This window comes from Nonomuraea sp. NPDC050451, from assembly GCF_044458585.1.
Window position 1 is genome coordinate 648,483 of the sequence record NZ_JBITHZ010000003.1, and the last position, 12,727, is coordinate 661,209.

The 12,727-nt window shown below is 71.3% G+C and carries 14 protein-coding genes; 10 read left to right on the plus strand and 4 right to left on the minus strand.

The features are described 5' to 3' along the window. Nucleotides 1–48: 48 nt before the first annotated feature. Genes ACIBI9_RS14210 through ACIBI9_RS14225 form a run of 4 tightly spaced genes read right to left on the minus strand, consistent with a single transcriptional unit; the run spans nt 49 to nt 2,383 of the window. The gene (locus tag ACIBI9_RS14210; RefSeq protein WP_397222422.1) at nt 49–507 is read right to left on the minus strand and encodes a hypothetical protein; all 459 of its coding nucleotides are present in this window, start codon (nt 505–507) and stop codon (nt 49–51) included. Nucleotides 508–544: 37 nt separating this feature from the next. Then, complete coding sequence (locus ACIBI9_RS14215; RefSeq protein WP_397222423.1) at nt 545–1,312, minus strand: MauE/DoxX family redox-associated membrane protein; 768 nt, start codon at nt 1,310–1,312, stop codon at nt 545–547. Between the two features lie 14 nt (nt 1,313–1,326). After that, on the minus strand, nt 1,327–1,923 hold the full coding sequence (locus ACIBI9_RS14220) for a cell wall protein (protein ID WP_394505512.1): 597 nt from the start codon (nt 1,921–1,923) through the stop codon (nt 1,327–1,329). A gap of 10 nt (nt 1,924–1,933) precedes the next feature. Beyond that, nucleotides 1,934–2,383: a hypothetical protein gene (locus ACIBI9_RS14225; RefSeq protein ID WP_394505510.1), complete on the minus strand. Its 450-nt coding sequence runs from the start codon at nt 2,381–2,383 to the stop codon at nt 1,934–1,936. A 154-nt stretch (nt 2,384–2,537) separates the two neighbouring features. On the opposite strand from ACIBI9_RS14225, the gene ACIBI9_RS14230 reads away from it, so the two are divergent. The 10 genes from ACIBI9_RS14230 to ACIBI9_RS14275 all read left to right on the plus strand — a co-directional run bounded on the left by ACIBI9_RS14230 (nt 2,538) and on the right by ACIBI9_RS14275 (nt 12,704). After that, complete coding sequence (locus tag ACIBI9_RS14230; protein WP_397222424.1) at nt 2,538–3,386, plus strand: alpha/beta fold hydrolase; 849 nt, start codon at nt 2,538–2,540, stop codon at nt 3,384–3,386. A 100-nt stretch (nt 3,387–3,486) separates the two neighbouring features. Continuing rightward, the gene (locus ACIBI9_RS14235; RefSeq protein ID WP_397222425.1) at nt 3,487–4,362 is read left to right on the plus strand and encodes a siderophore-interacting protein; all 876 of its coding nucleotides are present in this window, start codon (nt 3,487–3,489) and stop codon (nt 4,360–4,362) included. A gap of 10 nt (nt 4,363–4,372) precedes the next feature. Then, nucleotides 4,373–5,386, plus strand: a complete 1,014-nt coding sequence (locus tag ACIBI9_RS14240) for an iron-siderophore ABC transporter substrate-binding protein (RefSeq protein ID WP_397222426.1) — start codon at nt 4,373–4,375, stop codon at nt 5,384–5,386. After that, the gene (locus ACIBI9_RS14245) at nt 5,383–6,381 is read left to right on the plus strand and encodes a FecCD family ABC transporter permease (RefSeq protein WP_397222427.1); all 999 of its coding nucleotides are present in this window, start codon (nt 5,383–5,385) and stop codon (nt 6,379–6,381) included. The genes ACIBI9_RS14240 and ACIBI9_RS14245 overlap by 4 nt, the downstream gene beginning before the upstream one ends. Next, the gene (locus ACIBI9_RS14250; RefSeq protein WP_397222428.1) at nt 6,378–7,397 is read left to right on the plus strand and encodes a FecCD family ABC transporter permease; all 1,020 of its coding nucleotides are present in this window, start codon (nt 6,378–6,380) and stop codon (nt 7,395–7,397) included. The genes ACIBI9_RS14245 and ACIBI9_RS14250 overlap by 4 nt, the downstream gene beginning before the upstream one ends. 129 nt (nt 7,398–7,526) lie before the next feature. Continuing rightward, nucleotides 7,527–8,912 carry a family 2B encapsulin nanocompartment shell protein gene (locus tag ACIBI9_RS14255; RefSeq protein ID WP_397222429.1) on the plus strand — a complete coding sequence of 462 codons (1,386 nt, stop codon included), beginning with the start codon at nt 7,527–7,529 and terminating at the stop codon, nt 8,910–8,912. Nucleotides 8,913–8,950: 38 nt separating this feature from the next. After that, a complete protein-coding gene (locus ACIBI9_RS14260) occupies nt 8,951–10,117 on the plus strand; it encodes a family 2 encapsulin nanocompartment cargo protein terpene cyclase (RefSeq protein WP_397222430.1) in 1,167 nt (388 codons plus the stop codon). Nucleotides 10,118–10,134: 17 nt separating this feature from the next. After that, on the plus strand, nt 10,135–10,980 hold the full coding sequence (locus ACIBI9_RS14265; protein WP_397222431.1) for a geranyl diphosphate 2-C-methyltransferase: 846 nt from the start codon (nt 10,135–10,137) through the stop codon (nt 10,978–10,980). Between the two features lie 81 nt (nt 10,981–11,061). Then, a complete protein-coding gene (locus ACIBI9_RS14270; protein ID WP_366309760.1) occupies nt 11,062–11,562 on the plus strand; it encodes a SigE family RNA polymerase sigma factor in 501 nt (166 codons plus the stop codon). Further along, the gene (locus ACIBI9_RS14275) at nt 11,559–12,704 is read left to right on the plus strand and encodes a hypothetical protein (protein WP_397222432.1); all 1,146 of its coding nucleotides are present in this window, start codon (nt 11,559–11,561) and stop codon (nt 12,702–12,704) included. Before ACIBI9_RS14270 ends, ACIBI9_RS14275 begins: the two co-directional genes overlap by 4 nt. Nucleotides 12,705–12,727 lie beyond the last annotated feature (23 nt).

The following is a 12,727-nucleotide window of genomic DNA, read 5'->3' on the forward strand; positions in this document are numbered from 1 at the left end:
AGTGCCCGTGCCCGTCCCCGCGCGGACGGGCACGGGGCGTCCCACGGCTCAGGGCGCCTTGTACTCGGCGGCCCTGCCGCAGTAGCTGATCCCGATCGGGGTGCTGCTGAACCGGCACACCTGCACGACCACGCGATCGATGGCCGTGACCCCCGCCGGGTCGGACAGCGCGAGGGCGATCGCGACCTTGCCGTCGTCCGCCTTGACGGCCTGGGAGTCTACGAGGGTGGCGCCCTTGTAGGCGGAGAAGGTGGCCTGGGAGTACATCCCGTCCGGGGCGCACGACGAGACGGGCGCGTCGTCGGCCAGGGAGCCGTCGACCCTGACCGTGGGCCGGACGACGGGCCCTTCGACCCATTCCAGGGTTCCCTCCGTGACCCCGCGCAGGCACTGGTCCCCGGAGTCGGCGTGGAAGGTGACCGCGGCCTGGGCCGCGAGCGCGGGTTGAGCCGTCAGCAGGCCGGCGGCGAGCACCGCCCCTGACGCGAGCCAAGCACGTAATCGCATGGCGTCGACCTTTCGGGTGATGGATGGTTGTGCCGGGTCACGCGCCCACGAGGGTGACCAGGACGCGCGAGGGGTCGTTCCCGATGAGGGGGACGGCGAAGACCGCCGTCCGCTCGCGGGCCCCGAAGACGACGAACCGCAGGCCGTCCTCGTCCCAGGTGTCCTGGACGTCGGAGGTGATCTGCGCGGACGCCGAGCAGTAGGCGGGGCTGCGGTAGAGCAGGTGCAGCGAGGCGCCCAGCGGGACATGCTCTGACGGCGCCATGGCGAGCGGGCCGCGCAGCCGTACGCGCAGCCGCCGCAAGGGGGTCAGCCAGTAGCGGTCCAGCTCCGCCGAAAGCGCCATCAAAGCCACGGCCTCCGCCAGGCCGAGCGCCACCAGCGGCGGACCCGGGTCCGCCACGACGGCCAGCAGGCTCGCGGCCAGCAGGAGCCCCGCGCGGGCGAAGGCCCGCACGTCCACCGGCTTGGAGTGGGCGCCGAGGCAGCCGCACGACGCGGTGGGCGCGGCCACGTACGAATAGGTGAGATACGCCAGGAACCCGGCGGAGAGCAGCGCGGCGAGCAGCGCAGTGACAGGGCCCTCCCACGGAGAGATGGGCGGCAGCAGCAGGGCGGCGGCCACCGCGACCTCGGCCACTCCGACGACCCGGAGCGCCGGGACCGCGCGCGCCGCGCCGACCAATCGGGCCAGTGCGGTCTGCCCCGCCCGCGCCCGCATCCGCCGGCTGAACAGCTTCATCAGGCCTGCCCAGGCGAGGAACAGGGCGATCACGTACGGCTGCGTCGCGGCGATCCCGTGCATGCCAGGGCTCCTTGCTAGTGCGGGGAGAAGACGGTGGCGATGTCGACCTCGTTCGTGTCAGGCCGCCAGGCGCCGAGGATCTGCACGTGCTGGGCGACCTTCAGCATCGACAGGTCCGCGGTGGCCGGCGCCTCGGAGTGGATCGCGACCGACTTGCCGGCCACGACGTGGCACAGCACCTCTTTGCCGTTGTGGTCGAGGTGGATGGTCTGGTCGGTGATGTTCTTGATGTGGCCCTTGATGTTGACGATGTTGAGCCAGACCGACTCGGCGGCGAGGGTGCCGTCCGGCATCCGCACGCCGCGGGCGTAGAGGCCGTCGCCGGGCTTGGCCGCGTCGAACGCCACGGGGCCGAGCTTCCACAGGCTCGTGCCGTCCACGACCCTGATGTTGTGGATGACCATGTTCGAGCCGAGGACGAGCAGGGTGTTGTCCTTGATCGAACGGATCCTGCCCTCGGCGAAGTTGGGGTCGGGGGCGCCCGGCTCGACGTCGGGCGCCGAGTTGGCGAAGGCCGCCTCGGGGCCGAGCGAGCCCATCGCGGTCGCGGCCACGACGGTGGCACCGCCGCCGAGCAGGGCGGACTTGAGCATGTCTCTTCTGCTGGTCATCGTCGCCCCCTCACGCCGCGTCGATCGAGCAGGGACGCAGGCCGGTGGAGAGGCTGGCGATCTTGCTGTACGCCGCGGGCGTGAGGTCGATGATCCGGTCGGTGGCGCAGGTCGCGCCGCAGCAGCTGCGCTCGCCGCAGAACAGGTCGGTCTGCGGGCCGCAGTCGGCGATGGAGGTGACGACGCTGACGCCGCTGCACAGGTTGGTGGTGCGGTGCTGGAAACCGCAGGTCCGGCGGGAGAGGTTGAAGCCGCAGGTGTCGGGGTGGGTGATGGCCCAGCAGGCGTCGGAGGTGTTGGGCCAGGCGTGCTGCAGGCTGCCGGAGTTGCAGGTGCCGCAGGCGCCCTTGCCTGTGGTGCTGCACGGTCCCCAGGCGGTGCCGCAGCAGAACCAGGAGACCTCTCCTTGGACGGCGGCGTTTAAGTCGATGGGGGTTTCGGGGGGCTGGGTGCGCGCCATGCGCGTCCTCCTCGGGTGAGCTCTGGACGGTCTCGGTGGGGGGTCCTGAAACTTTCCGACTCGATCTATGAGTACCATGTAAGGATTTTTCGTCAATGCCCCTATTTTTCGGCCTTTATCCGATCATTGGGTCGTCCCATGATCTACTGAGCGCATGATGACGACGGGCGTGGCGCAGGTGGACGGAATCCGGTTGCACTACACGCGGGCCGGCGACGGGCCGCTGGTGGTGCTGCTGCACGGCTGGCCGCAGACCGGCCACTGCTGGCGGCACATCATCGAGCCGCTGACGGCCGAGTTCACGGTGGTGGCCCCCGACCTGCGGGGATACGGGCTGAGCGACAAGCCGGTCGGCGGCTACGACAAGCGGCGGATGGCCGCGGACATGGCGGAGCTGGTGGACACGCTCGGGTTCGGGCGGGCCGCGGTCGTCGGCCATGATCGCGGTGCCCGGGTGGCCCACCGCTGGGGGCTTGACCGTCCCGACCAGGTCGGCAAGGTCGCGGTGCTGGACATCGTTCCCACGCGCGAGATGTTCCGCCGCCTGGACGCGTCCGTGGCCGCGGGCTACTGGCACTGGCTCTTCCACCTGCAGCCCGACCTGCCCGAACGCCTGGTGGGGCACGACGTCCGGGGCTATCTGGAGTACTTCTTCGAGCGCTGGACGTACAACCGGCACGGCCTGCCCGCCGAGGCGGTCGACGTCTACGTCCGGGCGTTCGGCCGTCCGGGGGCCCTGCGCGCCGGGTTCGACGACTACCGGGCGCACGAGCGCGACCTCGCGCTCGACGACGAGGACGCCGCCGCGGGGCGCCGCCTGACCATGCCGGTGCTGGCCCTGTGGGGGTCGGTGGGGCTGCCGGCGCGGTTGCCGTCAGAGGAGATCTGGCGGGAGTACGCGGACGACGTCACCGCCGCCGAGATCCCCGAGTGCGGCCACTTCATCGCCGAGGAACGCCCGGAGGCCCTGCTCGCTCACCTGCGGGAGTTCCTGCGCCGCTGACCGGGATGCGGCCCGGGCGTGGCGTTCGCGATCGTGATGAGTTAGGTTAGCCTCACCTAATGGTTGCGGCGGGAGGCTGGCGCTGGTGGAGCCCTATCGCATGTTCGATGTGCGTGTGGCCAGGTTGGAACGGTTGAGCCCATCGTTCCTCCGGGTCACCTTCACAGGGGAGGACCTGGGCATATTCGCCGACAACGGCTACGACCAGCGGATCAAGCTCATCCTCCCCCTCCCCGGCCACGGCCTCGCCCACCTACCCACCGGCTCCGACTGGTTCCCCCGATGGCGGGAGCTGGACGACGACAAGCGCAACCCCATGCGCACGTATACGGCCAGGCTGGTCAGGCAGGCCGAGTGTGAGGTGGACGTCGACGTGGTCATGCACCCGGGCGGCGACGGGCCGGTCGCGCAGTGGGCGCAGGCGGTGCGGCCCGATGACGTCGCGGTGCTGTTCGGCGGCGACGCGCGGCACCCCGAAGCGCACGGGAACGTGGTGTTCCAGCCGCCGGACGGCACCAGCACGGTGCTGATCGCCGGCGACGAGACGGCGGTCCCCGCGATCTGCTCCATCCTCGAAAGGCTCCCGGACGGCTTCACGGGCACGGCGCTCATGGAGGTGCCCTGCGAGCAGGACTTCCTGGAGATCCGGACGGCCAGCCAGGTGAAGATCGAGTGGCTGGCCAGGGACGGCGCCGAGCGCGGCGCCCTGCTGGAGCCGGCCCTGCGCTCGGCCGCCGGCCGGCTGCTGCCGCCGCTGCCCGTGCCCGACACGTTCGACGACGTGGACGTCGACGTGGAGGAGCTGTGGGAAGTGCCGGAGGAGGAGAGCACGGAGCCGCTGTACGCCTGGCTGGCCGGCGAGGCGGCGGTGATCAGGTCCCTGCGGCGATACCTGGTCGCCGAGCGCGGCATGGACCGGCGCGCGGTGGCCTTCATGGGCTACTGGCGCCAGGGCCGCGCCGAGCACAACGAGTGAGGAGCGTTCCATGACCCGCACACTCGCCCTCGTGGCACTCGTCCTGATCACCAGCGCGGGCTGCGGCTCGACGGCCCCCGCCGCTCAGCAGGCACCCGCTGCCGCCTCGTCTTCCGCCGCCGCCGTCAAGATGGCGCACAAGTACGGCGAGACCACCGTCCCCGCCGCGCCCAAGCGCATCGTCACCGTCGGCCTGCTCGAACAGGACGCCCTGCTGGCCCTCGGCGTCACCCCGGTCGCGGCCACGACGTGGATCGGCGACTACCCGGGCGCGATCGGCCCCTGGGCCAAGGACGAGCTGGGCGGCGCGCCCCTTCCGCAGGTCCTCAAGGACACCGGCAGCGGCCCCCAGTTCGAGAAGATCGCGGCACTCAAGCCCGACCTGATCCTGGGCCTCTACTCGGGCCTCACCCAGGAGCAGTACACGACGCTGTCGAAGATCGCGCCGACCGTGGCCCAGCCCAAGGAGTACATCGACTACGGCATCCCCTGGCAGGAGCTCACCAGGAAGGTCGGCGTCGCCGTCGGCCGCGCCGCCGAGGCGGACAAGCTGGTCACGCAGGTCGAGGACCGGTTCGCCCAGGTGCGCAAGGAGCATCCGGAGTTCCAGGGCAAGGCCGCGCTGATGGCCACCGTCTATGAGGGCTACTTCGTCTTCGGCAGTCAGGACCCGCGCTCCCGCCTGCTCGCCTCGCTCGGGTTCAAGCTGCCCGACGGCCTCGACCAGGCGATCGGCGACAAGTTCGGCGCGAACATCAGCCGCGAGCGCCTCGACCTGGTCGACACCGGCGTGATCGTCTGGAGCGTCGCCGACGTCGCCAAGGACCAGGGCACGCTGCACGCCGACAGCGTCTACAAGGGGCTCGGCGTGGTGAAGGAGGGCCGGGAGGTCTTCCTGCAGGAGAACACCGACCAGGGCAACGCCGTCTCCTTCGTGACCGTGCTGAGCCTGCCGTACGTGCTCGACGGCCTGGTGCCGCGGCTCGCCGCGGCCGCCGACGGCGACCCTGCAACCAAGGCGTGAGACCCCTCGCACTGGCGGCCGGCGCGCTCGTCGTGGTCTGCCTGCTGTCGCTCTCGCTGGGCGCCCGCCAGATCCCGCCCGACCAGGTGGTGGGCGCGTTGGCGGGAACGGTGACCGACCGCGACGTCCTCGACGTGATCTGGTCCGTACGGGTGCCGCGCACGCTGGTCGGCGTGCTGGCGGGCGCGGCGCTCGGCCTGTCGGGCGCCCTGATGCAGGCGCTGACCCGCAACCCGCTCGCGGACCCGGGCGTGCTCGGCGTCAGCGCCGGGGCCGCGTTCGCGGTCGTCGTGTCCATCGGCGTGCTGGGCATCTCGGCGCTCGCCGGATTCGTCTGGTTCGCCTTCGCGGGGGCGCTGGTCGCGAGCGTGCTCGTCTACGCGCTGGCCGGGCTGGGGCGCGACGGGAGCACGCCGGTCAAGCTGGCCCTCGCCGGGGTCGCGGTGACGTTCCTGCTGAGCTCGGTGACCAGCGCGTTCGTGCTCGTGGACCCGGAGTCGCTGAGCCGCTACCGGTTCTGGTCGGCGGGGTCGCTGTCCGGCGCGGGCGCGGACGTGCTGCCGCAGCTCCTGCCGTTCGTGCTGGCCGGGTCGGCGCTCGCCCTGGCCTGCGGGACCGCGCTCAACAGCCTCGCGCTCGGCGACGACGTGGCCAGAGGGCTGGGCCGCCGGGTGGGACTGGTCCGGGCGCGGGCCGCGGCGGCCGTGATGCTGCTCACCGGGGCCGCCGTGGCGGCCATCGGGCCCGTGGTCTTCGTCGGGCTCGTCGTGCCGCACCTGGCCCGGTTCGTCGCCCGGCGCGGCGGCTCCGAGACCGACCACCGGCTGCTGCTGCCGCTGGCCGCGCTGCTCGGGCCCTGCCTGCTGATCGCGGCCGACGTGGTGGGCCGGGTGGTGGCGCCGCCGATCGAGGTGCAGGCGGGGCTGCTGGTGGCGTTCATCGGCGGCCCGTTCTTCGTCATGCTGGCCCGCCGCAGGCACCTGGCGGAGCTATGACCCAGCTGACCTTCAGGCTGTCGGTGCCGCCCGTCTCCGGGGTGCTGCGCCCGCGCGTCATCGTGGTCTGCCTGGGGCTGGCCGGGGCCGCATTCCTGGCCTTCTGTCTGGGCATCGGGCTCGGCGAGGTCCCGCTCGGCCTCGGCGAGGTGATCCAGGCGCTCGTCGGCGCGGGCGACCCGGGCACCGCGTTCGTCGTGGGCGAGCTGCGCCTGCCCAGGGCGCTGACCGGGCTGCTGGCCGGCGCCGCCTTCGGCGTGTCCGGCGCGCTGTTCCAGACGATGACGCGCAACCCGCTCGCCAGCCCCGACATGATCGGCGTCACCCAGGGGGCGGGCCTGGCCGTGGTCGCGGGGATCGTCATGGGTGCCGGGGGGCTGCAGGTGCTGGGGTTCGCGGGCGCGGTGGTCGTGGCGCTGCTGACGTACCTGCTGGCCTGGCGGCGCGGCGCGAGCGGCTACCGGATCGTGCTCGTCGGGGTGGGCGTGTCGTGGATGTGCACGAGCGCCACCGAGTACCTCATGGTGACCACCGGGAACTTCCAGGCGCAGCAGGCGCTGGGCTGGCTGTTCGGCAACCTGAACGGGCGCGACTGGGGTCACGTGGCGCCGCTCGCGCTCGCCCTGGCCGTCCTCGTGCCCGCCGCGCTCCTCCTCGGCCGCTGGACGCGGGCGCTGCAGCTCGGTGACGAGGTGGCCGTCGTGCTCGGGGCCCCGGTGCAGGCGGCGCGGCTGACGCTGCTGCTGACCGGGGTGGCGCTGGTCGCGTTCGGCACCGCGGCGGCCGGTCCCGTCGCGTTCGTGGCGCTGGCCGCGCCGCAGATCGCGCAGCGGCTGGCACGCACCGCCTGGCCGCCGCCGCTGGCCGCCGGGCTTGCCGGGGCGTTCATCGTGCTGGCCGCCGACGTCGTCGCGCGGCTGCTGATCCCGGACGTGGAGCTGCCGGTCGGCGTGGTCACCGGCGTGCTGGGGGCGCCCCTCCTGCTGTGGCTCCTGGCCCGCGCCCGCCGCCGCTAGATCGCTACCGCACCGGGGTTAGCAGTACGTGTCCACCAAGACACTCTACGGATTGTGTCAGCCTGACTACGTTCAGTGGTGAATGCCTCACGGACATCTGCTGTCACAGGCGAGCGATTGCGAGGGAACATGTCGACGGAGCCCCGGTTGAGCCTGGACACCCGGGCCGCGCGCAACCTGGCCACCACCACCAAGACACGCCCGCAGATGCAGGCCATCACCTCCCGCTGGCTCCTGCGCAGGCTGCCGTGGGTCGACGTGCGCGGAGGCACGTACCGGGTCAACCGCCGGCTGACGCACCACATCGGGCGCGGCCGGGTGAGCGTGGTGCTCAACGGGGCGGACGACGTGCTCATCGTCCCGCAGACGCTCCAGGAGCTCCCCTTGCTGCGCGGGTTGGACGACCTCGACGCGCTGGCGGCGATCGCCTCGACCTTCGCGCCGCGGGAGTTCCAGGCGGGGGAGGTCATCGCCGAGGCCGGCACGCCGGTCACCGACACGTACGTGATCGCCCACGGCCGGCTCGAACGACTGGCCTCAGGCAAGTACGGCGACGCGCAGGTCCTCGGCGTCCTCACCGACGGCGCGCACCTGGGCGACGACGCGCTCGTGCAGGAGGGCCCCCGGTGGCCGTTCACGGTCAGGGCCGCCACCTCAGGCACGATCCTGGTGGCGCCGCGACACGAGATCCAGCAGCTGCTCGGCGGCATCCCCACCCTGCGCGAGCACGTCGTCAGCTATCTGGAGGAGACGCGCAAGCCGGTCAACCGCCGCGGCGAGGCGGCCGTCGCGCTCGCGTCGGGGCACGTGGGCGAGCCGGTCATCGACGGCACGTTCGTCGACTACGACATCCGGCCCCGCGAGTACGAGCTCAGCGTCACGCAGACCATCCTGCGGGTCCACACGCGCGTGGCCGACCTGTTCAACGACCCCATGAGCCAGCTCGAACAGCAACTGCGCCTGACGGTCCACGAGATCCGCGAGCGCCAGGAGTGGGAGCTGGTCAACAACCGCGAGTTCGGCCTGCTGCACAACACTGAGTACGACCAGCGGATCAGCACCTGGTCCGGCCCGCCGACCCCCGATGACCTGGACGACCTGATCAGCATGCGCCGCAAGACCAAGATGCTGCTCGCCCACCCCAAGGCGATCGCCGCGTTCTTCAGGGAGTGCAACAAGCGCGGGCTGGTGCCGGGCAGCGCGGACGTGGACGGCCACGAGATCCCGGCCTGGCGCGGCATCCCGATCTTCCCCTGCGGCAAGATCCCGATCTCCGACCACCAGACCACCTCCATCCTGGCCCTGCGCACGGGGGAGGAGGACCAGGGCGTCGTCGGCCTCTACCAGACCGGCCTCCCGGAGGAGCACGAGCCGGGGCTCAACGCCCGCTTCATGGGCATCAACTCCCAGGCCGTGATGTCGTACCTGGTCAGCGCCTACTACTCGGCGGCGATCCTGGTGCCCGACGCCATCGGCATCCTCGAGAACGTCGACATCGCGACGCCGCGTTCCTGACCGCTCGACTCCGGCTCGACTCCAGGAAGGGGCGCGTCATGCCCGAGATCGCAGCAGGTCCCACCGGTCTGGGCACCTCCGCGCTGCGTTTCCCGCTCTTCGACCGCCATCCCGTGCCACGGCCCGACACAAGGGACGGGCACCAGCCGCCCCGGCCCGCCCCGATGGATCCCGCGCAGGCGGCGCGCGGCGCCGCGTACCGCCACAGTCTCGCCCCGCTGCCCTACCGGGAACGGCAGTGGGGTGACGGGTCCTATCCGCCGCTCTACTGCCCCGAGCTCGTCAGGAACGACCAGGAGCTGGCCGACGAGGTGGACCGGCGGCTGCTGGCGTGGGCGGAGCGGATCGGCCTGCACGAGGGGCGCATGGAGGAGTTCGGCGCGACCGGCTACGGGCGGCTGGCCATGCTCGCCCACCCCGACGCCGACGACCCCGACATGCTGCTGATCGCGGCGCAGATGAACGCCGCCTGGTGGGCGGCCGACGACTACTACGCCGACGAGACCGAGCTGGGGGCGACGCCGACGGAGCTGCCGCCGCGGCTCGCCCTCGTGACGTCGGCCATGGACCCGCCTCCGCCCGCGGGCGACTACACGCGCCAGCTCGAGGAGGCGATCGAGGCCGACCCCGTCCTGGTCTCCCTGAGGTCGTCCGTCAGCCACATCACCCGCCACGCCACCCCGTCGCAGGTCATGCGGATCTGCAACATCACCTCCCAGATGTACGTGAGCTGGGCCGCCTACGCCGCCTGGCGCTACCTGGAGACGCCGCCGCCCGTGTGGCGTTACCTCGCGGCCCGGCAGCACGACAGCTTCTACACGTCCATGACGCTCATCGACATCGTGGGCGCGTACGAACTGCCCGCCAATCTCTTCGCCGACAGGAGGTTCCACACTGCGCTCATGCAGGCGGGCACCGCCAGCGTCCTCGTCAACGACCTGCACTCCGTCGCCAAGGAGGCGGCCGACGAACTCCCCGACTCCAACGTGATCCTGCTGATCGCCGCCGAGGAGGGCTGCCCCATCCGTGAGGCGACCGAACGCGCCGTGTCCATGCACAACGACTTCGTCAGAGGTTTCGAGGCCAGCCGACGAGCGCTCGACACCATACCGTCCGTCGAGCTGAAGCGGTTCCTGCGCGGGGCGCAGGGCTGGATGGCCGGCTGCGTCGAATGGCACGACACCACCAGCCGCTACAAGTCCTAGAGAAAGGAGCATTGCCGATGACGGCCAGTCCCGTACTCAGCACCTACTACCAGCACTCCGTCGCCGACTACTGGAACACCGAGAAAAACCCGGTCAACCTCCGCCTGGGTGAGGTCGACGGGATCTACCACCACCACTATGGCGTCGGCGAGGTGGACTGGTCGGTCCTTGAAGGCCCGGAGGACACCCGCGAGAAACGCATCATCGAGGAGCTCCACCGGCTGGAGCACGCGCAGGCCGACCTTCTCATCGGCCAGCTCGGCGCCCTGCGCCCCGAGCACCGGGTCATGGACGCCGGCTGCGGCCGCGGCGGCTCCAGCCTTCTGGTCAACCTCAGGTACGGCTGCCAGGTCGATGGCGTGTCCATTTCCGAGTCCCAGGTGGCCTTCGCCAACGCGCAGGCCGAGAAGCGCGGTGTGTCCGACAAGGTGCGCTTCCATTTCCGCAACATGCTCGACACCGGCTTCGAGCCTGGATCGTTCCAGGCGATCTGGAACAACGAGAGCACGATGTACGTCGAGCTGTCGCTGCTGTTCGCCGCGCACGCCCGCCTCCTGAGCCGGGGCGGCCGGTACGTGTGCATCACCGGCTGCTACAACGACGCCTACGGCCTGCCCTCGCGTGCCGTCAGCCAGATCAACGCCCACTACATCTGCGACATCCACCCCCGCAGCACCTACTTCAAGGAAATGGCGGCCAACCGCCTCGTCCCCATCGACGTCATCGACCTCACCGCCGCGACCATCCCCTATTGGGAGCTGCGCGCCAAGACCCACCTCGCGACGGGGATCGAGCAGGCGTTCCTCGACGCGTACAAGGACGGCAGCTTCCAGTACCTGCTCATCGCCGCCGACCGCGTCTGACGATGGTAGTTCCCCCTCCATTCAACAAATCCAGCGCCAGGTCCGTCTGAGGGGAGACGGATCACGGAAAGGCGATGGTAAGTGGAAGACGACCCCCGGTTCGCGGAGTTCGTCGCCGAACGCGCCAACGCGCTGCTGCGCTACGGCTACGCCCTGAGCGGCAATCCGCACGACGCGGCGGATCTGACGCAGGAGGCGCTGGTCAGGCTGCACCGGGCGTGGGCGCGCGTGCGAAGGAAGGAGGACCCGGAGCGCTACACCAAGGCGATCATGGCCAGGCTGCACATCAGCGCCTGGCGGCGCCGCCGCCGCGAGCAGCTCGCCTGGGCCCTCCCGGAGACGCCGATCGAGGACGTGCTGCCCTCCGACGCCGACCAGGAGCTCTGGCAGGCGCTCGAAGGGCTGCCACGCAAGCAGCGTGCCGTCCTCGTCCTGCGCTTCTACGAGCAGCTCCACGACGCGGAGATCGCCGGCGTGCTCGGCATCTCCCAGGGGACCGTGCGCAGCCACGCCTCGCTCGGCCTGGCCAAGCTCCGTTCCGCGATCGCCCACCGTACCCCTGCGAGGAGGAGCGCCCCATGAGCACGGATCTGGAAGACGACCTGAGCCGGGTTCTCGGCCGCGCCGCCGAGGGGGCGCCGCAGGCCCCGACCGGCTTCCCCGGCCGGATCGCGGCCCGCTCCCGCCGCCGCAGGACGCGGACGCAGGCGCTGGTGGCGGCGATCGCCATGGTGATCGTCGGCGTGACGGTACGCGGCACCGTCGGGGCGCAGGTGGCGCAGACCAAGCTGCCCGAACCCGTCGAGACAGTCTGGCCCGACGCGGTCTGGAAGATCCCGCGGCAGCTCCCGGGCCTCCCGGATTTCCACCCGGCGATCTTCATCGACAGCCGCACGCTGCTCCTGGAGACGTCGAAGAGCGACGAGCGGGCCGACGCCGTTTACGCCTACGATCTCGGCAGCGGCCGGACCCGTAAGATCGCGGACATACCCTCCGCGAAGTGGGAGTACGCCTTCGCCTACACGGTCGGCGAAGGCCGGATCGTCTGGCAGACGATCGACAAGAACGATCACACGAGGTTCTGGTCGGTGCCGGTCTCCGGCGGGAAGCCCGCCGCCATCGACACCGGCGGCCCGGTCAAGGGGCGCGGCGAGGAGCTGACCGTGGTCGGCGACCGGGTGGCGTTCTCACTCGTCGAAGGCGGGGTCTTCACGTTCCCTTTGAGGGGCGGGCGCGTGACCCCCGTCGCGGGTGCGGAACGGCACCACATCCTGCGCTGGCCGTGGGTGGGGACCCCGAGCGATGACACGCAGGACCGCGAGCCCAGCTTCCGGGAGTTGCTCAACGCCGAGACCGGGCAGGCGAGCCGGGCGGTCGTCCGGCCGGGGGAGAGCTACGTCAGGTGCGGCGTGACGACGTGCGTCGGCCTGAGGCCCGACGGCACGCGCTTCTACCGGCTGCGCGACGGCTCGCGGGAACGGGATCTGCCGGGCTCGCCGGTGCTCGGACTGGGCGACGACCGGTTCATGGCCGTCGATCCGCCTGGTCCCGCAGCCGGTCAGGCGCTGCTGGATCTGGCCACCGGCAAGCAGGGCGACCTGGGCCTGCGGCCCAGCGCCGAGGGCCGGATGAGCGGGGTGGAGCCGGGGATCCTCCATGGCGGCCTGGTGTCCTACCAGCTCAAGGACCAGTACGTGATCATCGACCTCGCCAGGATCCGCTGATCTCCGTCGCAGGCGAGGGCGAG

What these genes read in the sequence shown, in the direction of transcription:
- ACIBI9_RS14210 (WP_397222422.1), bottom strand. Translation starts at nt 507, where the DNA reads ATGCGATTACGTGCTTGGCTCGCGTCAGGGGCGGTGCTCGCCGCCGGC.
- ACIBI9_RS14215 (WP_397222423.1), bottom strand. Translation starts at nt 1,312, where the DNA reads ATGCACGGGATCGCCGCGACGCAGCCGTACGTGATCGCCCTGTTCCTC.
- ACIBI9_RS14220 (WP_394505512.1), bottom strand. Translation starts at nt 1,923, where the DNA reads ATGACCAGCAGAAGAGACATGCTCAAGTCCGCCCTGCTCGGCGGCGGT.
- ACIBI9_RS14225 (WP_394505510.1), bottom strand. Translation starts at nt 2,383, where the DNA reads ATGGCGCGCACCCAGCCCCCCGAAACCCCCATCGACTTAAACGCCGCC.
- ACIBI9_RS14230 (WP_397222424.1), top strand. Translation starts at nt 2,538, where the DNA reads ATGATGACGACGGGCGTGGCGCAGGTGGACGGAATCCGGTTGCACTAC.
- ACIBI9_RS14235 (WP_397222425.1), top strand. Translation starts at nt 3,487, where the DNA reads ATGTTCGATGTGCGTGTGGCCAGGTTGGAACGGTTGAGCCCATCGTTC.
- ACIBI9_RS14240 (WP_397222426.1), top strand. Translation starts at nt 4,373, where the DNA reads ATGACCCGCACACTCGCCCTCGTGGCACTCGTCCTGATCACCAGCGCG.
- ACIBI9_RS14250 (WP_397222428.1), top strand. Translation starts at nt 6,378, where the DNA reads ATGACCCAGCTGACCTTCAGGCTGTCGGTGCCGCCCGTCTCCGGGGTG.
- ACIBI9_RS14255 (WP_397222429.1), top strand. Translation starts at nt 7,527, where the DNA reads ATGTCGACGGAGCCCCGGTTGAGCCTGGACACCCGGGCCGCGCGCAAC.
- ACIBI9_RS14260 (WP_397222430.1), top strand. Translation starts at nt 8,951, where the DNA reads ATGCCCGAGATCGCAGCAGGTCCCACCGGTCTGGGCACCTCCGCGCTG.
- ACIBI9_RS14265 (WP_397222431.1), top strand. Translation starts at nt 10,135, where the DNA reads ATGACGGCCAGTCCCGTACTCAGCACCTACTACCAGCACTCCGTCGCC.
- ACIBI9_RS14275 (WP_397222432.1), top strand. Translation starts at nt 11,559, where the DNA reads ATGAGCACGGATCTGGAAGACGACCTGAGCCGGGTTCTCGGCCGCGCC.